21 protein-coding genes and 1 other annotated feature are annotated in these 26581 nt (G+C 39.6%); of the genes, 20 read left to right on the forward strand and 1 reads right to left on the reverse strand.

The features are described 5' to 3' along the window. Positions 1 to 6 precede the first annotated feature (6 nt). The 6 genes from PGLA_RS05440 (at position 7) to PGLA_RS05465 (ending at position 6151) form a co-directional block, all read left to right on the forward strand. A complete protein-coding gene (locus tag PGLA_RS05440; RefSeq protein WP_145939488.1) occupies positions 7 to 684 on the forward strand; it encodes a hypothetical protein in 678 nt (225 codons plus the stop codon). Between the two features lie 68 nt (positions 685 to 752). Beyond that, entirely contained in the window at positions 753 to 1460 is a 708-nt protein-coding gene (locus PGLA_RS05445) for a DUF4430 domain-containing protein (RefSeq protein WP_068529908.1), read from the forward strand. A 100-nt stretch (positions 1461 to 1560) separates the two neighbouring features. Beyond that, a complete protein-coding gene (ric, locus tag PGLA_RS05450; RefSeq protein ID WP_068529912.1) occupies positions 1561 to 2280 on the forward strand; it encodes an iron-sulfur cluster repair di-iron protein in 720 nt (239 codons plus the stop codon). 221 nt (positions 2281 to 2501) lie between these two features. Further along, entirely contained in the window at positions 2502 to 4943 is a 2442-nt protein-coding gene (gene nirB / locus PGLA_RS05455; RefSeq protein WP_068529924.1) for a nitrite reductase large subunit NirB, read from the forward strand. A 37-nt stretch (positions 4944 to 4980) separates the two neighbouring features. After that, positions 4981 to 5307, forward strand: coding sequence for a nitrite reductase small subunit NirD (gene nirD, locus PGLA_RS05460; protein WP_068529926.1), 327 nt, complete (start codon positions 4981 to 4983; stop codon positions 5305 to 5307). A 58-nt stretch (positions 5308 to 5365) separates the two neighbouring features. After that, positions 5366 to 6151, forward strand: coding sequence for a formate/nitrite transporter family protein (locus tag PGLA_RS05465; protein WP_068529929.1), 786 nt, complete (start codon positions 5366 to 5368; stop codon positions 6149 to 6151). Between the two features lie 110 nt (positions 6152 to 6261). On the opposite strand, the gene PGLA_RS05470 is transcribed toward PGLA_RS05465, so the two are convergent. Continuing rightward, positions 6262 to 6978, reverse strand: a complete 717-nt coding sequence (locus PGLA_RS05470) for a Crp/Fnr family transcriptional regulator (RefSeq protein ID WP_068529931.1) — start codon at positions 6976 to 6978, stop codon at positions 6262 to 6264. A gap of 336 nt (positions 6979 to 7314) precedes the next feature. On the opposite strand from PGLA_RS05470, the gene adhE reads away from it, so the two are divergent. From adhE to PGLA_RS05540, 14 genes are all read left to right on the forward strand, one after another. Then, the gene (adhE, locus tag PGLA_RS05475; RefSeq protein ID WP_068529933.1) at positions 7315 to 9927 is read left to right on the forward strand and encodes a bifunctional acetaldehyde-CoA/alcohol dehydrogenase; all 2613 of its coding nucleotides are present in this window, start codon (positions 7315 to 7317) and stop codon (positions 9925 to 9927) included. 276 nt (positions 9928 to 10203) lie between these two features. After that, positions 10204 to 12465, forward strand: coding sequence for a formate C-acetyltransferase (pflB, locus tag PGLA_RS05480; protein WP_068529935.1), 2262 nt, complete (start codon positions 10204 to 10206; stop codon positions 12463 to 12465). Between the two features lie 60 nt (positions 12466 to 12525). Next, the gene (gene pflA, locus PGLA_RS05485) at positions 12526 to 13251 is read left to right on the forward strand and encodes a pyruvate formate-lyase-activating protein (protein WP_068529939.1); all 726 of its coding nucleotides are present in this window, start codon (positions 12526 to 12528) and stop codon (positions 13249 to 13251) included. A gap of 190 nt (positions 13252 to 13441) precedes the next feature. Beyond that, positions 13442 to 15043: a glycoside hydrolase family 3 protein gene (locus tag PGLA_RS05490; protein ID WP_068529941.1), complete on the forward strand. Its 1602-nt coding sequence runs from the start codon at positions 13442 to 13444 to the stop codon at positions 15041 to 15043. Between the two features lie 145 nt (positions 15044 to 15188). Then, on the forward strand, positions 15189 to 17285 hold the full coding sequence (locus tag PGLA_RS05495) for a copper amine oxidase N-terminal domain-containing protein (protein ID WP_068529943.1): 2097 nt from the start codon (positions 15189 to 15191) through the stop codon (positions 17283 to 17285). 244 nt (positions 17286 to 17529) lie between these two features. Further along, positions 17530 to 17997 (forward strand): Fur family transcriptional regulator, encoded by a 468-nt coding sequence (locus PGLA_RS05500; protein WP_068529945.1) that lies wholly within the window; start codon positions 17530 to 17532, stop codon positions 17995 to 17997. A 2-nt stretch (positions 17998 to 17999) separates the two neighbouring features. Then, positions 18000 to 18230 (forward strand): membrane protein insertion efficiency factor YidD, encoded by a 231-nt coding sequence (yidD, locus tag PGLA_RS05505; RefSeq protein ID WP_068529947.1) that lies wholly within the window; start codon positions 18000 to 18002, stop codon positions 18228 to 18230. An 81-nt stretch (positions 18231 to 18311) separates the two neighbouring features. Further along, positions 18312 to 18580, forward strand: a binding site (T-box leader). Positions 18581 to 18657: 77 nt separating this feature from the next. Continuing rightward, positions 18658 to 20628, forward strand: coding sequence for a methionine--tRNA ligase (metG, locus tag PGLA_RS05510; protein ID WP_068529951.1), 1971 nt, complete (start codon positions 18658 to 18660; stop codon positions 20626 to 20628). Between the two features lie 251 nt (positions 20629 to 20879). Then, on the forward strand, positions 20880 to 21848 hold the full coding sequence (locus PGLA_RS05515; protein WP_068529953.1) for a metal ABC transporter substrate-binding protein: 969 nt from the start codon (positions 20880 to 20882) through the stop codon (positions 21846 to 21848). 32 nt (positions 21849 to 21880) lie between these two features. After that, a complete protein-coding gene (locus PGLA_RS05520) occupies positions 21881 to 22639 on the forward strand; it encodes a metal ABC transporter ATP-binding protein (protein WP_068529956.1) in 759 nt (252 codons plus the stop codon). Positions 22640 to 22666: 27 nt separating this feature from the next. Further along, positions 22667 to 23476, forward strand: a complete 810-nt coding sequence (locus tag PGLA_RS05525; protein ID WP_068529959.1) for a metal ABC transporter permease — start codon at positions 22667 to 22669, stop codon at positions 23474 to 23476. Positions 23477 to 23487: 11 nt separating this feature from the next. Beyond that, a complete protein-coding gene (locus PGLA_RS05530) occupies positions 23488 to 24198 on the forward strand; it encodes a cytochrome c biogenesis CcdA family protein (RefSeq protein ID WP_068529961.1) in 711 nt (236 codons plus the stop codon). A gap of 286 nt (positions 24199 to 24484) precedes the next feature. Then, a complete protein-coding gene (gene mntR, locus PGLA_RS05535) occupies positions 24485 to 24910 on the forward strand; it encodes a transcriptional regulator MntR (RefSeq protein WP_068529964.1) in 426 nt (141 codons plus the stop codon). Positions 24911 to 24996: 86 nt separating this feature from the next. Next, positions 24997 to 26574: a family 10 glycosylhydrolase gene (locus PGLA_RS05540; RefSeq protein WP_068529966.1), complete on the forward strand. Its 1578-nt coding sequence runs from the start codon at positions 24997 to 24999 to the stop codon at positions 26572 to 26574. Positions 26575 to 26581: the final 7 nt, after the last annotated feature.

Below are 26581 nucleotides of genomic sequence, written 5' to 3' on the forward strand. Positions count from 1 at the left end.
AATGAATTGCGAGAAATAGTGCCCGCCCAAGAAGTCGTATATGGTAAAGAAGATATAGCTGAACTTGAGAATGCTTCGATTAAAGTTCAAAATGTCTACGATAAAGCGTTAGCTATGCTCCGTCGTTATTTACCTCAGTTGGTAAGTAGTGGTCCAGATGATCACAATTCTACTTGTACTCAAAGCATAACGAATCAAGGTGTTTTTCAAAAATGGATTCAAGGCCCAAAAGGCTGGAAGTGTATCGGGTATGAATGGCAAACAGACGTTGATCCCAATTCGGAACAAGCGTATTTGCCAAATGCCCAATTACAAAGCATGATTCTACAAATCATGATATGGTCTCAATTTGAAAAGATCATTCTACTTCACCCCTTTTTGGGTCAAGAAGCCTTTTATAATAAAGAAGAATTAGAGACAATTTCTTCGTATTTCGTACCTACCTATATGAGCGTTACTCCTCTTATCGAACTCGGCAAACCCTATAAAAAACACAAAACGAGAGTTCCTATCTACCAAGAATTAATTTCTGCTCCCTCTTTATTGATCCAATCTGAAGGCATTCCGTTGAAAGGGACATGGATGACGGGTGTATATATTAATCAAGCAAATTTTCAGGGGATTGGCCCTTATATCAAAAATAGTAATGGATGTAGAACATTCATGGAAGCGTTAATCAATTGATTGCGTTTTCACTCATCTGATTTCCAAGGTATAATAGATAATGAGATCTATTGTGGGGTGGTGCACAGATGAGAATAACAAAATCAGGGTTAGGAATATTGGCTATATTAATGGCAATCATGACTGCGGGATGTGGTTCGAATTCGTTGTCATCAGAGCTTGCTTCGGATGTTAAATCCACGAATGATTCAACCGGAATTTCAATAGAAGTAGAAGGTAGTTTTTTATCATCAAGTGATGTTCAAAGGTTAGAAGATAATATCGTTCCGGGCTTATCCATTAGAGAAGCATTAGTGAATAGCAGAATTACAGAACTTTCGCCGGCAGGAGCAAGTATACAGTCCATTCGCGGGGTAACGCTAGATCCCACACTACAATGGGCTATCAGTATCAATGGAGATCGTCTAGACGTTGGCGACTGGGACACAAATGTGAATAATAATGATGTTATTTCGATAGAAGTCCTTTCTTCAAACAACACAAAGAACGTAGATATCATCATTGTGACGGTGAATGGTGGTAGGCTGCAACCAGAACTTACTCATTCGTATGTAGGTCCATATACAAATGAAGTGGTTATTAGAGATTTATTGAAACAAAGTGGAATTGTGGTCTTAAGTGATAATAATAAAATGATCAAGATGGTACAAGGGTATAACCCAAAAGTTAATGAGAAGTGGGTACTTAAAGTTAATAATAAACTACTAAATGCTAATGGACTGGATATGAAACTTAAGCCTCAGGATGAAGTCACAATGGAGTTGAATAATTCATAGATTAAATATACATTTCGTGATTACAATCACAAGCCGATCGTCCTCCTAGGTGTAGCCTGAATAGGTAGATCAAGAAAAGATACCTAGGAGGAATTTAAGAATGTCAAGTGAACCCCTTGTTTTTAGTGCTAATCATATCGTAAGTGATATTGTTATAAAGTTTCCAAAAGCGAGTGACTATTTCCGAGATCATAAGATTGATTTCTGTTGTGGCGGTAAACGTCCACTCGTGGATGCCGTGCAAGAGAGAGGTCTGGATATTGATGAAGTACTAGAAGCATTACATCATCTGGCTGCTAACCATGCGGGTCTAAATGAAGATAATGAGGCAATGAACCGTTTCGTGGAAATGGACTCGCAATCTTTGATTCAATATATAGTAAGTAAACACCACGATTACTTACGTGCTGAGCTTCCTGAAGTTTATAAGAATGTTGCGAGGGTTAACAGAGTTCATGGTGAGCATGATCTTCATTTGGGACAATTGTATGTTCTGTATACAAAACTTAAGGATGAGTTACTTGAACATACCACGAATGAAGAAGAACAAATTTTTCCACGGATGGTTGCCCAAGATCAATCCATTGAAACATCTTCTCACCAAGAGCTTTATGATTCGATTCAGTTATTAGAGGATGAGCATGACCAAGCGGGTAATATACTAAAAGAGATCAGGGCGATCACGAATGATTTCACGCCTCCTGCGAATGCTTGCACTACGTATCGTATAACGTATGAAAGACTAGCTGAGCTTGAACGAATGACATTTGAACATGTGCATTTGGAGAACAACATTTTGTTCCCACGTTTTCAAGGCTAAGTGAGGGTGTGTATGAATAGAATCGATCGTTTTGATTCTATTCTTTTTGCGCTATTCAATTAGTCAACCTCAATACGATTAAGAATGTTCACGTATTTTATAAAATTGTGAACTTATTTGTGATTTTATTCACAAATAATGTGAATGAAATCACAAAAAGAAATATTTGCAGGTGATACACTTCTTAATATAAGGCAAGGCAGAGAAGGAGGCTTTCTAATATGCAAAAATCAAAAAGAGAGAAGCTAGTGGTTATCGGTAATGGTATGGCTGGTATAAGTACAGTTGAACAAATTCTGAAACTAAGCGATTCATTTGATATTACGGTATTTGGTAGTGAGCCACATCCTAACTACAATCGAATTATGCTCTCCTATGTTCTGGAAGGTAGCAAGACGGTCGAAGATATTGTCTTGAACGACTGGAACTGGTATAAAGATAATCGAATTACGCTGCATACGACAACAACGGTGACGCATATTGATGCGATAAACAAGAAAGTCACAACGGACAATGGGATGACGGAATGTTACGATAAGATCATTATCGCGACAGGATCTAATCCATTCATTCTACCAATTCCTGGTAGTGATAAGGAAGGTGTAGTAGGGTTTAGAGATATTAGTGACTGTAACCAAATGCTAGATGCGTCTCGGAAATATAATAAGGCTGCGGTTATTGGTGGCGGATTATTAGGATTAGAAGCTGCTAAGGGACTTGTGAATTTGGGTATGGATGTAACGGTAGTCCATTTGATGGAAGATATTATGGAACGACAACTGGATCACAGCGCTTCGTCAATGTTACAAGCGGAATTGGAACGTCAAGGCATTAAATTCGCTATGGGCAAACAAACCTCTGAACTTATAGGGGGAGATCGAGTAAGTGGACTACAGTTTAGCGATGGTAGCGTATTAGATGCGGAGCTTGTTGTTATGGCAGTGGGGATTAAACCCAACATAGCACTTGCGAAAAATAGTGGTATGGAAGTAGAAAGAGGTATTGTTGTAGATGATTATATGCGTACTTCATTTGAAGGTGTATATTCTGTTGGTGAGTGTACGCAACATCGGGGAGTATGTTATGGGCTCGTAGCTCCGTTATTTGAACAAGGACACGTGTTGGCTAAGCATATATGCGGAGTAGATACTTTACCTTATGAAGGTTCTATTGTGGCAACCAAGCTCAAAATTTCTGGAGTTGATGTATTCTCAGCAGGTGAGTTTGTTGAAGGACCGGAACATACCGTGATTGCTGCTAAAGACGAGTGGAAACGAACCTATAAGAAAGTTCTTTTGCGTGACAATGTCATTGCTGGAGCTGTATTGTTCGGAGATGTAACAGAGTCTTCCAATCTCCAGAGATTGATTAAACAACAATCTGAAATGACAGATGATATTTATAATACAGTCATGGGTACAGGATGCTGCGGTGGTGGTGCTAAGAAACAATCCTCTGTAGAAACAATGTCTGATGATGAGATTGTGTGTGGATGTAATGGGGTAACTAAGAAAACAATTGTCGATGTTATTACGGATCAGGGGTTAACGACGGTAGATGAAATTAAAGCTTGTACTGGTGCAACCCGTTCGTGTGGAGGATGTAAACCCGTTGTTGAACAAATATTGCAGTATGTCCTTGGGGATGGCTTCAAGGTCGCTTCGAAACAAGGGATATGTGGTTGTACTTCGCGTGATCGGGATGAGGTAGTAGCAGAGATTACGGCGAAAGGCTTGACAACGACACGTGAAGTAATGAATGTACTTGGGTGGAGTAACGCGGAAGGCTGCTCGAAATGCCGTCCGGCAATCAACTATTACTTAGGCATGATTTATCCAGAGAGTTATGAAGATGAGAAAGAGTCACGTTTTGTTAACGAACGAATGAACGCAAATATTCAAAAAGACGGGACTTACACAGTTGTTCCTCGGATGTATGGCGGTATTACGACACCAGAAGATCTTAAGAAAATCGCTGATGTTTCCTTGAAATATGATGTTAAGGTCGTTAAGGTGACGGGCGGACAAAGGCTAGCTCTGATTGGAGTCAAGAAGGAAGACTTACCTAAAGTATGGGAAGAACTTGATATGCCTTCAGGTTATGCTTATGCCAAATCGCTACGCACCGTCAAAACGTGTGTGGGTTCCCAGTTCTGTCGATTCGGTACACAAGATTCCATGGCAATGGGAGAACTTTTAGAACGTAAATTCGAGCGTCTCGACTTACCTGCTAAATTTAAATATGCTGTGAATGGTTGTCCGCGTAACTGTGCAGAAGCATGTACCAAGGATATCGGTATCGTCGGAAATGATGGAGGATGGGAAATCTTTATCGGAGGTAATGGAGGAATTAAGTCTCGCATTGCTGATAGCTTTTGTAAGGTTAAAACGGATGAAGAATTGATTGAGATTTGTGGAGCAATTATGCAGTATTATCGTGAAACAGGTAAATATTTGGAGAGAACTTCGGAATGGGTCGAACGGATAAGCCTTGAACAGATTCAATCTGTGATAGTGGATAATCTAGATAACCGTAAAGAGCTCGTTAATCGAATTGAAATTGCTCTTCAACAGGTAGAAGAACCATGGAAAAAGATGCTTAATGATGACAAAACACGTAGAGCACTGTTTGAAGATCATAAATCTGCCATTTCAGTGGAATAACCTAATTGTATGTTGAATGGAAAGGGGAAGAGTTCAAATGGAATTGACAACAAATTATTATTCTATTGGGTCGATTGACGAATGTTTAGTACAAGTGGGTCGCGTTGTGATCATTGAAGGTCAGGAGATTGCTATATTCCGCACTTCGGATGGGAATGTATACGCTTTGGAGAACAAGTCTCCACATCCTAAGGGAGGGCCATTGGCCGAAGCAATCGTATCTGGCCATTATATCTATGATCCCTTATATGACTGGAAGATTGATCTAACGAACGGAGCAGTGCAAGCACCAGATACAGGGCAAGTCGCAACATACCCTGTTATTGTGAAGAATGAAGAAATTCAAGTTGGTTTTTGTGCATAACATTCTAGCGCATGATAACAAGAAATAACGAATTAGACAATTTCAGGAGGCGGTCTGCTTGTATACGCAAAGTGTAGAGACCATAGTGGAGTCGGCGGTTAAGAAAAAAGAAAAGATGAATGAGAGTCTACTTCGCTATACAATAGCAGCTGCCTTAGCGGGTGCCTATGTGGGAATTGGGATTATCCTAATTTTCTCATTAGGTGCCCCATTAGCTGCGATCAAGTCTCCATTTCAATCACTCATTATGGGAGGATCATTTGGAATCGCACTGACGTTAGTCATATTTGCAGGATCAGAGTTATTTACGGGTAATAATATGTTTTTTACGATGAGTACATTAGCAGGAAGAACAACGGTAAAGGATACACTCAAGAACTGGAGTATTGTTTTTATAGGTAATGTACTAGGGGCTATTGTACTAAGCTTATTAATTCTAGGTGCGGGTCTGTTCAAGGGGATACCTGCTGAGCATCTTCTCTTTGCAGCAGCAGCTAAAAAGATGAGCCTACCCGTAATGGAACTGTTTTTTCGCGGTATTCTTTGTAACTGGTTGGTATGTCTAGCTATTTGGATGTCCATGCGGGCAAAGGAAGAAGTCGCTAGGTTAATCCTCATTTGGTGGTGTCTATTTGCATTTATTGCGAGTGGTTATGAGCATAGTGTGGCTAACATGACATTATTAAGTATCGCTACCTTACTACCGAATCACCCAGAAACAATATCCATTGCTGGATGGTTACACAATATGATCCCTGTTACTTTAGGTAATATTGTTGGCGGAGGTCTGTTCGTTGGTATGACATATTGGGTGATTTCCCCCGTTCGGAGAAATAAGAAATAATCACCGGTTTATTAGGAAATAATAAAGTAGCATTGGAGTTTTATTAGAGAAAGAAGGAGCTGTATCGAATATTCGATACAGCTCCTTTTGTTCGTTCAATAAGAATCTCACTAGATCCGGCAAATTTCATTTGGACAAAACTCGCAGTGGCAGATCTCTTGGAGCATCGCAAGATCTTTAATTACGATCATTCCGCTATCATATTCAACAGCGTCCTTTTTACGAAGATCACTGAGCATGCGATTGACACTTTCACGAGTAGCGCCAATCATGTTGGATAAATCAGTATGTGTAATTTTTTTGTTTATGAGAATGTTGTCACCTTGCTCCTCGCCATAAGTGTTACCTAGCCGGATTAAAGTGGAGCAAAGAGCACCTGGTTTACCATACAGCATCAAATCCCGGAATTTCGTCTGTGTTAGACGATGGTGAATACCCATCCATTTCATGAAATCAATTGCGAATTCACAATGCTGACAGATCAATATTTCTAAATCTTTATGTTCTATGACTCCGATCTCGCTCTCTTCTAGAACTTCAGCATTGAAGCTATGTTTGGTACTAAAGAATGGATCAGCTTGACCTACCATATCTCCTGTTTGATACATATATAGTATAAGCTCTTTGCCTTCATCAGTAGATTTGGTTAATTTTATGCGTCCGCGTTTAATATAGAATAACTTATCAGATACATCACCCTCCCAAAAAAGGTGTGATCCTTCTGGAACAATACGATCCTTCATACTAACGAGTAGACGGTTAAAGTTCGATTCAGAAAAGCAATTTGTATTTCCATGTTCCTTAATAACATTTAGATGTTCACTCATGGTCGTTATCCCCTTATCTTTAATTTTCGGTAAATTTTAAACTAATTATAACGTTAAAAATCACATTTGTGGGAGGAATAATACGTCGATAAGTGGCAAATTTAAAAACATTGTGATAAATTTCACTTTTTATCGTTGATTTTATGTTGATATGAAGAAAAGGGGTTATTATTTATAGTGTATATAGTAAAATAGTTATTATAAATGAAAGCGCTTTTGTAAATAAATAAAAGAAATATAAAGATTGTGAAACTTTTCACTATTAATCATTTGATGAATGTGTTATGATGAATTCAAGAAGTAGATAAACAAATATTCACATGGGAGATGAGTGGAATGGCAGTTAAAAACGAGGTAGTCCAGGAGAAGAAACAAGGAGCAGAGGAATACATTCAGTCCTTGATTGACAAAGCGGATATTGCTCAGGCAGCGTTCATGGAAATGAATCAAGAACAAATTGATAAAATTGTTCAAGCTATGGCACTAGCGGGTTTGGATCAACATATGTACCTGGCGAAGTTAGCAGTGGAAGAAACAGGAAGAGGCGTATATGAAGATAAGATCACGAAGAACATGTTCTCAACAGAGTACATTTACCACAGCATTAAGTATGATAAAACTGTGGGTGTGATTGAAGATAATGAATATGAAAACTTCCAAAAAATTGCTGAGCCAGTTGGTACTGTTATGGGGATTACACCGGTAACTAATCCTACTTCAACTACGATGTTTAAAGCACTCATCTCCATTAAGACTCGTAACCCAATCATCTTTGGTTTTCATCCATCAGCACAAAAGTGTAGTAGCGAAGCAGCTAGGATTCTTGTAGAAGCTGCGGTGAAGAGCGGTGCACCAGCTAACTGTATTCAATGGATAGAAGAACCTACAATGGACAAAACAAACGTTCTAATGAATCATCCAGGTGTTGCTCTTATCTTAGCAACGGGCGGATCGGCAATGGTTAAAGCAGCATACAGTTGTGGTAAGCCAGCACTTGGTGTAGGACCTGGTAACGTTCCTTGCTTTATTGAAAAGAGTGCAGATATCGATCAAGCGGTCACCGACCTTATTCTTTCTAAATCGTTTGACAATGGTATGATTTGTGCTTCTGAACAAGCCGTTATTATTGAAGAACCTATTTTCGAACAAGTGAAGAAAAAAATGATCGCAAATGGTTGTTACTTTGTAAACAAAGAAGAAGCTGCTAAATTGACAGCTGGCGCTATGAACGTAGAGAAATGTGCAGTTAATCCTGTCATTGTGGGTCAGTCTGCAGTGAAGATTGCTGAAATGTCTGGCATTAAAGTTCCGGCAGGAACGAAGATTCTAGTGGCTGAAATTGAAGGTGTAGGTACGAAATATCCTTTATCTGCTGAGAAATTGAGTCCTGTACTAGCTTGCTATAAAGTGAAAGACGCTAAACAAGGGATCGCTCGTGCGGCTGAAGTTGTTGAGTTTGGTGGTATGGGTCACTCATCCGTTATTCACTCGAATAATGAAGAAGTTATCATGCAGTTCTCTGAACGCCTAAAAACAGGACGGATTATTGTGAATTCTCCTTCGACACACGGAGCAATTGGTGATATCTATAATACAAATTTACCATCATTGACACTTGGTTGTGGATCTTATGGTCGTAACTCGGTTTCTACCAACGTGGGTGCAGTTAACTTGGTCAATGTGAAAAGGGTGGCTCGTCGTACCGTGAATATGCAATGGTTCAAAGTTCCCAATAAAGTCTATTTTGAAAAGGGATCAACACAATATCTTGCTAAAATGCCTGATATTACTCGTGTAGCTATTATTACAGACCCTATGATGGTGAAGTTAGGATATGTTGAAAAAGTAGAACATTACCTTCGTCAACGTCAGATACCAGTTGCTATCGAAGTGTTCTCTGAAGTAGAGCCGGATCCTTCGACTGATACAGTAGATCGTGGTACCGCTATGATGAATAGATTCAATCCTGACTGTATTATTGCACTGGGCGGTGGATCTCCAATGGATGCAGCCAAAGCCATGTGGTTATTCTATGAGTATCCTGATACAGACTTTAATGCATTGAAACAAAAATTCATGGATATCCGCAAACGTATTTACAAATATCCACGTCTAGGTCAAAAAGCTAAATTTGTAGCTATACCAACAACATCGGGTACAGGTTCTGAAGTTACTTCTTTCGCAGTTATTACGGATAAAAATCATGGTAACACCAAGTATCCACTTGCTGATTATGAATTAACACCTGACGTGGCAATTATTGACCCTGAGTTCGTATACTCTCTACCACGCGTAGCTGTAGCTGATACAGGTATGGACGTATTGACACATGCAATCGAAGCTTATGTATCCGTTATGGCAAATGATTACACAGATGGTCTTGCTATTAAAGCAATCCAATTAGTGTTCCAATATCTTGAGAAGTCTGCGTTAGAAGGCGATAAATTAGCTCGTGAGAAAATGCATAATGCATCGACAATTGCAGGTATGGCATTTGCTAATGCATTCCTAGGAATTAACCACAGCTTAGCTCATAAATGGGGCGGTAAATATCACACAGCTCACGGTCGTACAAATGCGATTCTGATGCCTCACGTTATTCGTTATAATGCGAAGAAACCAACCAAGTTTGCTTCGTTCCCTAAATATTCACACTTTGTAGCTGACGAGCGTTATGCTGAAATTGCACGCATTCTTGGATTGCCTGCACGTACGACTGAAGAAGGCGTGAATAGCTTGATCAACGCCATTCGTAAGATGAACAAAACGTTGGGTATCGAAGAATCGTTCCAACAACTGGGTTTTGATCCTAAGGAATTCGAATCTGGCGTTGAATACTTGGCAGATCGTGCTTTTGAAGATCAATGTACAACAGCAAATCCTAGACTTCCTTTAGTTACAGAACTCGCAGATGTATATAGAGATGCGTTCTACGGTAGATTTGAATAATATGACATAATTTAATTTACTTGGAAACAGAGTGACAAATATCACCTAGAAAGTGATATTTGTCACAGTTATTTTCCAGGATTTAAAGTAAAATTGATTGTAGATAGAGGCCCGAGGGTAATGAGTAGGATGAAGGACTTCTATTGTGACAGTATCACAGAACGAGATGTGAAAAAAGTTACAATGTTTAATCCGTTCTATGATCCAAAGGGACCTGAGATACCTTCAAACTCATGATCCTAATACAAATATAAATATATAGATGGAGGGATTAAGATGTCGGTGACAGAAAAAGAAATGAAAAATGTGCAAACAGGTTGGAAAGGTTTTAAACTAGGGAAATGGACTAGAAAGGTAAATGTTAATGACTTTATTATCAAAAACATTACTCCTTATCTAGGAAATGAATCATTCTTGGTTGGACCAACACAGGATACTACAGACCTATGGCAGATTGTATCAGACTTAACAAAAAAAGAGCGTGACAATGGTGGTGTACTTGATGTTGATGTTAATACACCAGCTACAATTACTTCACATAATCCAGGTTACTTGGCGAAAGACAAAGAACAAATTGTTGGTGTGCAAACAGACGAACCATTCAAACGTTCGATTCAACCATTAGGCGGCATTCGAATGATGATTGATGCTTGTGAAGCATATGGCTTCAAACTTTCTGAAGATGTGATTAGAACTTTTACTGATGTTCGTAAGACTCATAACCAAGGTGTGTTTGATGCTTATACATCAGATATGAGAGCAGCTCGGAAAGTAGGTATTATTACTGGACTTCCTGATGCTTATGGTCGTGGTCGAATCATTGGTGACTATCGTCGTGTAGCACTTTATGGTATTAATTTCTTGATACAAGACAAGAAGAATGAACTCAATGATCTGGAAGTTGATGTAATTGACGAAGATGTTATTCGTCTGCGCGAGGAACTTTCAGAACAAATTCGTGCTCTTGCTGAACTGAAGAAAATGGCTGAAATGCATGGTTTCGATATTTCTCAACCAGCTAAGACGGCTAAAGAAGCATTCCAGTGGGTGTATTTCGGATACCTAGCTGCAATTAAAGAACAAAATGGTGCTGCGATGTCCCTTGGACGTGTATCCTCATTTCTAGATATATATGTACAGCGTGATATGGCTGCAGGTACTTTGACAGAAGAACAAACACAAGAATTGGTTGACCATTTCGTTATGAAGTTGCGTATGGTTAAGTTCCTTCGTACACCTGATTACAATGAATTGTTTAGTGGAGATCCTACTTGGGTAACAGAATCCATCGGAGGAATGTCTGTCAACGGTGTTACTCGTGTAACGAAGAACAGCTTCCGCTTTCTTCATACGTTGTATAACCTAGGTGCAGCTCCAGAACCTAACTTGACTGTGTTGTGGTCAGAACAGCTTCCAGAAGGATTCAAGAAATATTGTTCTAAAGTATCCATTGAAACTAGTGCGATCCAATATGAGAATGATGATCTTATGCGTCCAATCTATGGTGATGACTATGGTATTGCTTGCTGTGTATCCGCTATGCGTATCGGTAAACAAATGCAATTCTTTGGTGCTCGTGCCAACCTTGCGAAATGTTTGTTATATGCAATCAATGGTGGTATAGATGAGAAATCGGGAGCACAAGTAGGACCTGAATTCCCAGCTGTTACAGGCGAAGTTCTCACTTATGATGAAGTGATGAAACGTTTCAAACCTATGATGGAATGGTTAGCTAAGCTTTATATGAACTCTCTGAATGTCATTCACTACATGCATGATAAATATGCATATGAACGAATTGAAATGGCTCTGCATGATCGTGATATTCTTCGCACGATGGCTTGCGGAATTGCAGGGTTATCTGTGGCAGCTGACTCACTTAGTGCTATCAAATATGCAACTGTTAAACCGATTCGTAACGAGAAAGGAATCGCAATTGACTTTATAATTGAAGGCGAATATCCTTCTTATGGTAACAATGACGATCGTGTTGATAACATTGCGATTGAATTGGTCGAAACGTTCATGGGGATGATCCGTAAGAACAAAACTTATCGCAACGCATTGCCTACTCAGTCCATATTGACGATTACTTCTAACGTTGTATATGGTAAGAAAACAGGGACTACACCGGATGGACGTAAAGCGGGCGAACCGTTTGCACCAGGTGCTAACCCAATGCATGGACGCGACAAGAAGGGGGCGCTAGCTTCACTAGCTTCTGTTGCCAAGCTTCCTTATGAAGATAGTTTAGATGGTATTTCCAATACGTTCTCAATCGTACCTAAAGCATTGGGTAAAGAGGAAGAAACGCGCAAATCTAATCTCGTGTCGATGATGGATGGTTACTTTGGTAGCGGTGCTCACCATCTTAACGTCAATGTCTTCAACCGTGAACAATTGATTGATGCAATGGATCACCCAGAAGAATATCCTCAGTTGACTGTTCGTGTCTCAGGGTATGCTGTTAACTTTATTAAATTGTCTCGTGAACAACAATTGGATGTTATCAATCGTACATTCCACGGTTCGATGTAATAGGTTGAGGTAATATTAACTATACTTTTAAGTCAGCGGATACAGAAAGGGTGACTTCATATGATCAAAGGACATGTTCATTCTTTGGAGACCTTTGGGACGGTTGACGGTCCAGGAATCCGCTTTGTCCTATTCATGCAGGGTTGCCTGATGCGGTGTCAGTACTGTCACAATCCCGATACATGGGAGCTGAATGAGGGCAAAGAAATGACAGTAGAAGATGTGCTGTCAGAGATTGAGCCATATATTAATTACTATCGTTCCTCTGGAGGCGGCCTTACGGTTTCAGGAGGAGAGCCTAGTTTACAATCTCGATTTGTTGCCGAATTATTTAGGGAAGTCAAGCGTCGCTGGAATCTTCATACTACCTTAGATAGTAACGGCTTCAACGATGCGGACAAAATTAAAGAATTATTGGATGTTACGGATTTGGTGCTATTAGATATCAAGCACATTGATGACGAGAAGCATATCAAATTAACTGCGAAAAGTAATGAGCGCACGCTCAAAACTGCGGAATGGTTATCAGAACATGGCCACAAGATGTGGATACGGCATGTATATGTACCAGGCATTCATGATCAAGAAGAAGACCTTGTCCATTTAGGTCAGTTTATAGGAACATTAAATGGTGTTGAGAAGTTCGAAATCTTACCTTATCATCAGATGGGAATTTATAAATGGAAATCAATGGGCATAGATTATCCACTTGAAGGTGTTCCATCTCCGTCTGATGAAGAAATACAACGAGCCTATCGACTTATTGAAGAGGGCCGTAAGAATTAGTTGTAGTAAATTAAAAAGAAGGCACCTTTTCATTTGAAGGAGTGCCTTCTTTTTAAATATATAATTGAAAAACTTCCACGTTACGTACATAATTAGAGGTATTCAACTAGAGTTAATCGCATGAGGTACATATCTATAATAAAATATCTTCTTACAACGATGCGTCATTTAAGAAAGGGTTTGATAAACGATGGATATACTCAAGATGTCACTTGAACAAAAAATCGGTCAAATGTTTATGTGTGGCTTTGCAACTAAGGAGCTCAATGATCATGCACAGACTCTAATTACAGACTATCACGTTGGTGGTATTATTTACTTCCGCAGAAACATTAATGATGTCAAACAAGTAGCTGATTTGTCTATCGCTCTTCAAGAAATTGCTGCTAATGAAGGTCTTCCTCCATTATGGATTTCTACGGATCAAGAGGGTGGTATGGTGGCTCGTATTGATGTAGATGGTATTGATCTTATTCCAGGGAATATGGCCTTAGGAGCTGCGGATAATACTGAATATACTTATAAAGCTGCACAATTGAATGCATCGCAATTATTATCCTTAGGAATTAATATGAACCTAGCACCTAGTCTGGATGTGAACAATAATGCAAAGAATCCGATTATTGGCGTACGTTCATTTGGTGAAATTGCGGAGAAGGTAAGTGAACATGGTGTGGCTGTAGTAAATGCTTATCAAGATCTTGGACTCTCCGCAGTTGGCAAACACTTTCCAGGACATGGAGATACAGATGTGGATTCACATCACGGACTCGCCGTTGTAGCACATGACATTACTAGACTTAAAGAGGTAGAATTACAACCTTTCGTAAAAGCGATAGACTCGGGCATTGATGCTATTATGACTGCACATGTTATTTTCTCAGCTATTGAACCTAATGATATTCCTGCGACGTTGTCTTCTGCAGTGCTAAATGATTTACTTCGTGTAGAAATGGGATTCCAGGGTATTATTATGACGGATTGTTTAGAGATGCATGCCATATCAAGAAATATTGGAATAGCTGAAGGGGCAGTGCAAGCTGTATTGGCTGGTGCTGATTGTATTCTAGTCTCACATCGTTTGAATTGCCAGATAGAAGCAATAGAGGCTGTGAAGGAAGCTGTAGCGAGCGGTAGAATTTCGGAAAGTATCATAGATGATTCAGTAAGAAGAATTTTGGAAGTGAAACACAGACGTGCACAACAACTAGGTGTAATCAGTAATGAAGATGAAAAAACTAAGAGCCTATTGTCTGAAATTGCTTGTAACAGTATTACACTTGTTAAAGATGAAGGACAATTACCATTGAAATCTGATGAATCCCTGCTGGTGATTTGGCCTGAGGTATCATTAGAGAATCAAATGGATGAACGTTGGAATCGTTTACTTACATTAGGGACAGCACTTCAAGGGCATGTGTCTGAATTGAAAGAGTTAAGGATTTGTTCAGAACCATCCGAAGCTGAGATTGAGGACGTTGTGAGTACTGCAAAGGGATATACTCAGATCGTTATGGCAACGTATACAGCAGGAGGTGTGCTTCCAATCGGACAAAGCGTTATCGTAAACCGATTGTTAGAGCAGGAACATAGTCGCTTCATCGTAACTGCAACACGTAATCCGTATGATATTAATGAAATAGAGAACGTCCCTGCGTATCTATGTTGTTATGATAATACATCTACAATGATAGAATCATTAGCTTCCGTTCTGATGGGTTTACAAGAGCCAGAAGGACGTCTACCAGTGACAATAAATGATCTATATACCGTAGGATGGAAAAAAGTTTAACTTGTATGAATGGATTATAGGAAGGCTTCTCTAGGATGGGAAGTCTTCCTATTTTCTGTTGTGTAGCAACTTTTTGTGTTTGTATGCGTCTATTAGATGGTGATGAGATATTTATACAGAAATAATGGGATAGAGGAGAAAAATAATGAATTTCAAGAAAATAACAATATTGGCAATATTGGCAGTGTTTTCGTTGTCTCAGACGGCACTTCTCAATACTGCAAGCGCGGATAACTCCGTAGAAGTAAAGCAAAATACAGTAACGCAAGATGTATATGGTGATGGAGCAAGTGGAACAAATCCTTCGGACGTAACTTCCCCACTCGATATTAATGGTATACAAACGACTTCTGCTAGCCCGGGTGACCTAATTTTGATGATGAATAGTGATAAAATGTATCAGAATGGAAAGTTATATACAGCAAGCCAACCTATGATGGTAAAACAAGGCGTTTCGTATGTGGCTGTTCGTTCCATGGTGGATCGTGTTGGCCTTAAGCTTACATATGATGGTAAGACGAAAGAGACTGTTATTATAAGTGGCAGTAATGAATTACGCTTTAAGCTCAACAGTAATGTATATACCGTTAACGGTGTACCGACAGTAATGAAAGGAGTGGCATACCAGCAAAAGGGTGTATTTATGGTTCCACTGACATCCATTACGCAAGCACTCAATATTTCTTATACTGTTGATTCAGTACAGAAAAGAGTCATTCTTAGCCTTTCAACTAAACCAGTAGCTTCGTTTACTGTTAAGCAGAAAGAAGTCATTGCAGGAGAAACAACGGTGACTTATGAATCTAAAGCCTATTCCCCTAAAGGACTACCTATTGTTGAAGAACGATGGGAAGGTAATGAAGAGATTTTCCAAGAGGTTGGACCTCACACAGTAACTTACTCTGTGCTGGATAGTAATGGAGAATGGAGCGATCCTTATTCATTGACGATTCAGGTTAAGGCACCTAATTTACCACCAGTAGCTATCTTTACGACAGATAAAGAAGAATATAAGATTGGTGAATTAATTACCATTACAGAACAAAGTACGGATGATGAGAATAAGATTGTGAAACGTGAATGGATGAACAAGCAGCTGGCATTTTTCAAATCAGGTCCTGTAACTATTCAACTTAAAGTCACAGATGCACATGGTGCAGTAGGAATGGTTGAGAAAACAATTAATATTACTGGAGAAACGTTGTACAATGAATCTGATTTCTATCAATTATTCGCACCGATAGGAAGTCAATACAGATTCGATGGATCTTTCGTACCTACGATGCCACAGGTACCTTATATGATGACCTCAGAACCTACAACGCTAATTCGTAGTAATAGCCCTGAAACGGTCTATTCTGAAGGTGTACTTTATCGTGAAACTACATCAGGTGCCGCACGCTTTATGGTTCATCACGTAAATGCAGTCGGTAAAGATGTGAAGATGTATGTGATCGCTACGAATAAAAATGCGGTACCAACAACCGTGAATATTGAGGATTCTGGGTTTGCAGGTCCTAACATATATGCTACATTAGTTGGTAAATTGTCAGTAGAACGTTACTTCCAATCGATGAAGAATGGTTCTGCGAAACAGGATGTTACACTTGCTCCGGGTGAAAGTAAAATCATCTTTAATGAGCTAAATGAAACGAAGTTGAAGCCTATGGAAGTTATCTCTTTATTGGCTGATGTATATAGTGATGATCCTGTTCAGTATTCTGTGATTATGATTGATGTGAGCAAGGAAGCACTTTCAAGTTTACCTTGGTTACAAGATCTAGGAAGAGACGGTGTTCATAATCGTGGAACATATCCTGATGCAACACGTTTAGTTGAATACAATGATGTGGTCGGTACAAAACCTGAACGTATCTCTCTGGGGGATAACAAGGGCGACCCTAATCTTACTGGATTAGATGGTATGACAGGTTTACCAGAATCCAATCTTGGTAACTTTGGAGTTATGTACAAGGTTAATATGAATCGAGTTGCTCCGAATACACTCATTACGTTCAATCCACGTGGAGGAGAATATTCTGGAATGGTTTTGGTAAATGGAGAAATCGTTGCTGTACCGGAAGGTAATGGCGCTTCCGGATCACTTGCTACTCCTAATGACACGAGTGTACTCTATCGTACAGGGAACTTTGAGCAACGCGTTGAGATTTGGTTCACAGCTGCTCCAGGAAGTAATTTACCAATAAATCTTATTTTCACACCATTGCCAGTCGCTAAGTAATGCACTCATATTATTATAAAGTAGAGGACCTCACACGAGCTGTGAGGTCCTCTTTATTATGTGTATGATGTAATGAAAATAGAGAATCAAATGTCATATCTTAGCGTGTGGAAAATGGTAATATACTTTAGAAAGTTGTTATTTGTTGCATAATTGACGATAGTGTCATTTTGTTGCATTATAATTAATAGTAGTAATGATTACGTAAGAGGGTTACTTCACAAATTTTAGGAGGGTGAGCGTAGTGCTGTCCACAGAACAGATTATTGAAGTGATGTCGGGTCAAGGACTTCGTATAACGGACCAACGTAAGACGCTTGCCAAGTTATTTGGTGAGCAAACAGATTTTTTATCTGCAAAAGAAGTTTATGATTATATGGGTAAAAAATATAGTGGGCTCAGCTTTGATACGGTGTATCGTAACCTGCGTGTTATGGAGGAACTGGGCGTATTGGAGCAGATCATTTTTGAAGATGGTGCAAAATTTAAAGTGCATTGCAGTGAAGTCCAACATCATCATCACCATATGATTTGCTTACAGTGTCAGAAGACGCTTCCAATTGAATTTTGCCCAATGAATTTGACTGATATTCCGGAACATTTTCAAGTGGTCAAACATAAATTCGAAGTGTTTGGGTATTGTAAAGATTGCCAGCCGCTTATAAAAGAGGATGGTAAGGTGGGTTCCATTGGTACGAATGGAGATCGTTAAAGATGGCTTTATCTCGTAAAGTAATAAAGGGACCTATTATTATATACCGTAAATTCATTTCACCATTAAAACCTCCGACGTGTCGGTTTTATCCAACTTGCTCAGCATACTCTCTCGAAGCTATTGAGGTCCACGGGGCTGCTAAAGGGACTTGGCTTGCTATGAAAAGAATAGCTAAGTGTCATCCATTTCACCCTGGAGGGGTTGATCTAGTGCCTCCTCGGAAGATGTGATGGGAAATGAGAGCCTTGTACGAGTAACCTGGAGTGACTTGACAAGTAACAACATTCTTAAGTATATTGGGTTATATATGTTGATTTCCGAGGAACGGATGAGTATGAGAATACCATTTAGTACAGAGAGCCGGGGTAGCTGTAAACCGGTCTAGGTGGCTTCTCAGAATATGGTCCGGGAGGAATTGTTTTCGAGCTTGAAGGATACCTAAGGGTTATTCTTCGTGAGGGGACAACGTGTGCCAGCGTTAATGGACAGTTCCCGTACATAACGGAACTGATTGAGCCTCTCATCTGCAAAGGTGAAGGGAATTTGGGTGGTAACACGTGAGATAACTCTCGTCCCATATTGGGATGGGAGTTTTTTGGTATTTTTAGGGTTTACAAATCAGACAAACTAACCATATTTTGAGAGGAATGACGAAAAATGAGTGAGAAGAAAACCTTTTATTTAACAACTCCGATTTATTATCCAAGTGACAAGCTACATATTGGTCATGCGTATACCACTGTAGCGGGGGATGCATTGGTTCGTTATAAGAAGCTTCGCGGGTATGATGTTCGTTATTTAACCGGTACAGATGAGCATGGACAAAAGATAGAACGTAAAGCCGCAGAAGCTGGCAAAACCCCTCAGCAATTTGTAGACGATATTGTAGCTGGGATTAAGGAACTATGGGGAACGTTAGATATTTCTAATGATGATTTTATTCGTACCACAGAAGAACGTCATAAGAAGGTTGTTCAAGATGTATTTGAACGCTTATTACAACAAGGTGATATTTATAAGGGAGAGTATGAAGGTTGGTACTGTACGCCTGATGAATCTTTTTTCCTTGAACGTCAACTTGTAAATGGCAACTGTCCTGATTGCGGCAGACCTGTAGAACGTGTGAAGGAAGAAAGTTATTTCTTCAAGATGAGTAAGTATGTCGATCGTTTATTGAAGCATTATGAGGATAATCCTGATTTCATTCAACCCGTGTCTCGTAAGAATGAAATGATCAACAACTTCATTAAGCCTGGGCTTGAAGACCTGGCTGTATCACGTACGACTTACGACTGGGGTATCAAAGTTAAAAGCGATCCTAAACATGTCATCTATGTATGGATTGATGCTTTGCTTAACTATATTACTGCTCTTGGATATGGGTCAGATAATGCGGAGTTATTTGATAAGTATTGGCCAGCGAATGTTCACTTAATGAGTAAAGAGATAGTTCGTTTCCATACGATTTATTGGCCGATTATACTAATGGCATTAGATTTACCGTTACCGAAGAAAGTGTTCGCTCATGGATGGTTACTCATGAAAGACGGTAAAATGTCCAAATCGAAAGGGAACGTCGTAGATCCAGTAACGTTGATTAGCCGGTACGGATTAGATTCTCTACGTTACTATTTATTGCGTGAAGTACCATTCGGTTCAGATGGAACATTTACACCTGAAAGCTTCGTGGAACGAGTCAATTCTGACCTGGCGAATGATTTAGGGAATCTATTGAATCGCACCGTAGCTATGGTAGATAAATATTTTGGCGGAATTGTACCAGCATATCAAGCTGGGGTAACTCCATTTGATCAAGCGGTTGAAGAAGCTGCCCAAGCGACCTATGACAAAGTAGAAGAATCCATGGAAAATATGGAGTTCTCTGTTGCATTAACTGTTATTGGACAGTTTGTAAGTCGTAGTAACAAATATATTGATGAAACTCAGCCTTGGGTTCTTGCCAAAGATGAATCTAAAGTGAATGAACTCGCTTCAGTCATGACTCATCTTGTCGAAAGCCTACGGATTGCATCGATTCTGTTACAGCCATTCGTAACCCAAGCACCACTTAAAATATGGGAGCAACTTGGATTACAACAAGGTGAACTCACGACATGGGATAGTGGTAAGACTTTCGGATTATTCCCAAGCGGAACGAAATTAGTGAAGGGGGACCCTATATTCCCTCGTCTAGATGTGGAGCAAGAAGTTGCTTATATCGCTGAGGCCATGTCTGGTGGAGTAAAGGCGGCAGAAGCGGCAGTGCTAGAGCAAGCTAAGGATCAAGAACCTGTCGAGCACAATGAAGAAATTGGGATAGAGGATTTCGCTAAAGTAGAACTTCGTGTCGCTCAAGTCATTGCGGCTGAACCGGTGAAGAAAGCCGATAAATTGCTGAAGCTACAATTAGATCTAGGATTTGAGCAACGGCAGGTGGTATCTGGAATTGCTAAATTTTATACCCCTGAAGAATTAGTAGGACGTAAAGTGATTTGTGTTATTAATTTGAAACCCGTCAAGCTACGTGGAGAATTATCGCAAGGCATGATCCTAGCTGCATCACATGGAGATCAATTAACGTTAGCGACTGTTTCAGATAATATGCCAAATGGTGCTATTGTAAAGTAATTTGATTAAAATTGATGTCAAAAGAGAACGGTATCCTCATATGGGGATACCGTTTTATTTGAAAATATAAGAAAGTATACGTTTCGCTTGATACTCTACTTCTTATATTTCTGCAGAGACGGGGTAGCCCGTCCTTAAGGGACTGTGTAGTAATTTGTTCTTGGGGAACTCCTGTTGACAATTGAATCTAGCCTATTCTATAATTAGTTAACGGTAATGATTACGATTAAAAGAATGGAGTTGAAATTTGCATGAAAAAATTAAGTTATGAGATCACGCCCTTCATTGTAGTATTACTCTTGATAATGATGATAACCGGATGTGGGAACTCATCAAAGGTTGATATGGAAGAAGGCAAAGTGAATGTGGTGACTACGTTCTATCCTATCTATGAGTTTGCCCAAGCTATCGGGGGAGAGGATGCCAATGTTATTAATCTGCTTCCAGTAGGTGTAGAACCTCATGATTGGACACCGAGAAGCCAAGAGATTGTAAGTACGTCGAAAGCGCAGTTATTTATGTATAATGGTGCGGGACTAGAAGGATGGGTTCCTGGATTTCTAAAAGCTCTTGATAAAGACAGTGAAGTTAAGGCTGTGGAAGTTAGCAAAGGTGTGAAACTGATTGAATCTGAGAGTGATGATGGACATGACCACGGTGAAGAGACTGGTACTGAGAGTACAGATTCTGATCAACATCATGTTGATCCGCATACGTGGGTGAGTCCCAAATCAGCGCTCGTGATGGCTGAGAATATTAAGAATAGTTTCATAGAAGTTGATCCAAGTCATCAAGGTCAATACGAACAAAGGTACCAAGCGTTGAATGATAAATTGTTGGAGTTGGACCGTAGATTTGAATCGGAGCTTGCGAAGATGCCGAATAAGAAAATTGTAGTCTCTCATCAAGCGTTCGGGTATTTAACACGTGATTACGGTCTCACTCAGCATTCGATTATGGGATTATCCCCAGATGCAGAACCTCGTGCCCAGGATTTGATCAAGTTAACCAAGCTGGTGAAGGAAGAGAATATTCAATACATCTTTTTCGAGGAATTGGTGTCTGATCGATTAGCGAAGACACTGGCTGGTGAAGCTAATGTGGAGACTATGGTCCTTAATCCTCTAGAAGGATTAACGAAAGAACAAGAAAAGAATAAAGAAAATTATTTTACATTAATGGATAGAAATTTGCAAAATTTAATAATAGCCTTAAAATAAAGGTAGAAATTAAATAGAAGGGCGGAGTACTTGTGAAGTCACTGGCGGCCCAGGATTGTCATCAGAACATCATTGAAATAGAGAACGTATCTTTCTCATATAGAAATCAGCAGGTATTGTCAGACGTGAATTTTGCTGTGAAAGAGCGCGATTTTGTTGGGATCATTGGATCAAATGGAGCTGGGAAGTCTACTTTGATGAAAATGATCGTTGGTCTACTACCTACGGAAAAAGGGAATATTAACTTATTCGGTCAACCCATTGAAAAGTTTAAAGACTGGGAGAGAATTGGTTATGTTCCGCAAAAAAACAATTTCAATCCACTATTTCCAGCAACCGTACGTGAAGTAGTGCTCTCGGGAATGTACAACAATAAAGCACTCTTCCGACGTGTTAGTCGTGCCATGCAGCAACAGTGTGATGATGCATTAGAAGTCATGCGCATACAGGATATTGCAGGCAAACGGATAGGGGAACTTTCTGGTGGACAACAGCAGCGTGCGTTTCTAGCGAGAGCGCTCATTAACCATCCCGATTTACTTGTGTTGGATGAGCCTACTGTTGGGATTGATGCACAGACGCAGGCGAGTTTTTTTGAACTCATAACCCATATGCATGCACATCATCATATGACCTTTTTAATGGTATCTCATGATTTGGACATGATTGAAGGTTACTTAGGAACAACGCCTAAACAAAAGAATGGCAATATTCAATTTTTTGTTAGACATTCTCATGATCTACAAAATTGCGATGAGCGTAATTTAGAACATTCATTATCTTTTAGTTAATGGAAACAGATTAAGGAGTCGTTATTATTGCCACTAGAAATATTGTTTAGTGATTTTTTTCAAAGAGCTCTTGTTGGTGGGATACTTATTGGGATAACAGCTCCTCTTATTGGTATATTTCTTGTGCTTCGGAGACTCTCCATGATTGGAGATACTATTGCTCATGTCACCATCGCTGGTGTAGCGCTAGGATTTCTAATTGAAGTGTATCCTTTGGGAGCAGGTTTGGTCTTTGCGGTGCTTGCATCCTTCGCCATTGAGAAGTTGCGAAAAGCATATAAAAGTTATGCGGAGTTATCCATAGCGATTATTATGTCAGGCGGTGTGGCCTTGGCCTCACTCTTTTTCACACTAGGAATGGGGTATAATACAGATGTCATGAGCTACTTATTCGGAAGTATTTATACCTTGGATACGATGGACTTGTATGTCGTTGGAGGCGTTACAGTAATTGTAGTAATCGTTATAACGCTATTCTTTAAAGAGTTCTTCCTATTAAGTTTCGAAGAAGATGCTGCGAGTGTAAGTGGATTACCCGTGAAGCTGCTCAATATGTTGATTACGATTCTTACGGCTCTCGTAGTTAGTACGGCAATCAAAATCGTAGGAGCTTTGTTAGTGTCAGCTCTATTAACGATCCCTGTAGCGATTAGTTTACTACTTGCACGAAGTTTCAAGACCTCGGTTATATGGTCTGTCGTCATTGCAGAAACAGCTGTCGTGATCGGCTTGATGGTAGCAGGTATATGGAACCTAGCTCCGGGTGCAACAATCGTACTGTTGTTAATAGCGATGTTAATTATGACGATGATCGGAAAGAAAGGTCTACCTAATTAGGAGGTGAAGGCGTGGAAATTAATATTACTCTTGCATTTTTGGCAGGATTGGCTTCATTTATTTCACCATGTTGCTTGCCTCTCTATCCTTCATATCTCTCATATATTACAGGGATGTCGGTACAACAGCTTAAGACTGAACAGAATAAAAAAGAAGTCCGATTTAGGACGCTGACTCATACTTTAGCATTCATTCTTGGATTCTCTGCCGTGTTCTATTCCCTTGGATTGGGTGCTGGTTTCTTTGGTCAATTTTTCTCTGATAATAGAGGACTGATTAGACAACTATCAGCCATTCTGATCATGTTGATGGGTCTCTTTTTATTGGGTATTTTTCAACCGAAATTCTTAATGAGAGAACGTAAGATGGATTTGAAATTTAAGCCTGCAGGGTACATAGGTTCATTCATATTTGGAATTGGTTTCTCAGCGGGTTGGTCTCCCTGCGTAGGACCGATTCTTGCAGCTATTATTGCAATGGCTGTTAGTGAGCCTGGAGCATGGCTATCGTTAATTACAGCGTATACCGTAGGGTTTGCGATTCCATTCTTTATCCTTGCTTTTTTTATTGGATCGACGAAGTGGATTCTGAAGTATTCGAATGTGATGATGAAGATCGGTGGAGTGTTGATGCTGCTAATGGGGATCCTGTTATTTACAGATCAAATGTTTAAAATTACGATTTGGCTACAGCAAATTACACCTGAGTGGCTGAAGTTTTAAGTGATATAATTGATATATAAATATCCATTTGAAGGTTTGATGTGGGATAAATCAGCGAATTTAGTTGAAAATAAACAAGGGTAGTATAAAATGGCTTTGTTGGCTTAAGTATCTTAACGGACCGTTACATTAATTCACATCCCATGACGGGACTTGCAAAGTATCTTGTTAAACATGTATCATTACATAAGCAGGTATTCGGAGTAGGAATCACGTTTATTAGAGATGGATCGTAAGCTAGGTATGTCTCGGCTTAATTATTCATCAAGAGAAAAGAGGGAAGAAGATGCCAACGCCAAGTATGGAGGATTACTTAGAGCGCATCTATAAGCTGATCGATGAGAAAGGTTATGCGCGTGTTTCGGATATAGCTGAAGGACTAGAAGTGCATCCTTCGTCCGTTACCAAAATGATTCAAAAATTAGACAAAGATGAATATCTTATTTATGAGAAATATCGTGGTCTTATTTTAACGACAAAAGGAAAGAAAATTGGTAAGCGTCTGGTAGATCGCCATCAATTATTAGAACAATTCTTAACGTTGATCGGCGTTCAACATGAAAATATATATAAAGATGTTGAAGGGATTGAACACCACTTAAGTTGGGATTCAATAACACAGATTGAGACGCTTGTAGAATATTTTCGTCGGGACGAAAATCGTCTCCAAGAATTACGTGATGTTCATAAGGAATTAGTCAGTGATTCTTAAGAATAGCATCTGTCCCCATCAGAGACAGGTGCTTTTTTCATTGCGCTTACGATGAATGTAATCTATGAATCGAAAGGAAGATAATAATGAAATTTAGTAGATGGATAGTCATGGCTCTTATTCTAATCATTACATTACCCTTAACAAGCTTTTCAGTACTAGCACAGGCGACCAAAAGTATTAGTATTATACTAGATGGAGCAAAGTTAACTAGTGATACACCTCCCTATGTTCTGCCTACATTAAATGTAACGCTAGTTCCATTGCGTGTCATTAGTGAAGGATTGGGAGCTTCTGTTAGATGGTCACAAAGCACCAAGACGGTCATCATCGAGAGCGATGTGGCAACGATTAAACTAGTGAATGGTCAGACAACAGCGGAGGTAAATGGTTCAGAGGTATCTCTTGATGCTTCCGTACAGTCTCGAAATAATCGTACGATGGTACCTCTACGGTTCGTCGGGGAGTCACTTGGATTACAGGTGAATTGGAATCAGGCAGAGCAGAGTGTGACGTTAATAAGTAGTACTTCAGTGCCTGATAACGGTGGTGATAACGAAATAGATTATTCTTTGCTTCGAGGAACGTGGATATCTAGTGTGTATAACTTGGATTGGCCTTCAACAGCCTCCTACGGAAAAATGGAAAAGCAGAAAGAAGAGTATGTAACATTGCTGGACCAACTTCAAGCTATCGGCTTGAACTCGGTATTCGTTCAAGTACGTCCAGTCGGGGATGCATTGTATCCATCAGCATTGGTCCCATGGTCTAAAGTGCTAACAGGGACCCAAGGAATGAATCCTGGTTATGATCCTCTCCAATACATGATTGACGAGACACATGCGAGAGGAATGGAATTTCATGCGTGGTTTAATCCATTTCGTGCGAATACGGATGCAGTAACAACCAAATTGGCGAGTAATCATGTCGCGTTACAACATCCGGAATGGATTGTGAATGCGAAGGGACAGCTTATTATTAACCCTGGTATTCCGGAAGCACGTGCACACGTGATTGAAGTCATTATGGAGGTTGTCTCGAATTATAATATTGATGGTGTTCATCTTGATGATTATTTCTATCCAACAGGAGTTACGTTTGATGATGACAACACTTTTAGAACGTATAATCCAAACAAAATCGCGACGAAAGATAACTGGCGTCGTGACAATTTAAATCAATTCATTCAGCAATTGGATCAATCCATTCATACAGTAAAACCACAAGTATCCTTTGGGGTTAGTCCATTTGGAGTATGGCGTAATAAGAGTGTTGATATTACAGGTTCAGATACCAAGGCGAGCATTACAGCCTACGACAATTATTATGCAGATATTCGAACATGGATTAAGAATGACTGGGTTGACTATGTAGCTCCTCAAATCTATTGGAGCTTATCTAGACCGGAAGTGAAATATGATACATTGGTGAATTGGTGGGCCAATGAAGTGAAGGGTACAGACGTTGATCTGTATATCGGTCAAGCGCCTTATAAGCTTGGTACGACCGAGATTGGCTGGCAGAATGCACAAGAGATCATTAATCAACTGAAATTCAATGCTAGTAAGCCTGATGTGGGTGGAAGTATATTTTTCAGTGCGAGAGCTTTACTGAAGAATCCACTTGGATTAATTCCTGAACTGACTTCATATTTTAAGCAGTAAATATCAT

The organism is Paenibacillus glacialis (assembly GCF_001637205.1).
Lineage (GTDB): Bacteria > Bacillota > Bacilli > Paenibacillales > Paenibacillaceae > Paenibacillus_AQ > Paenibacillus_AQ glacialis.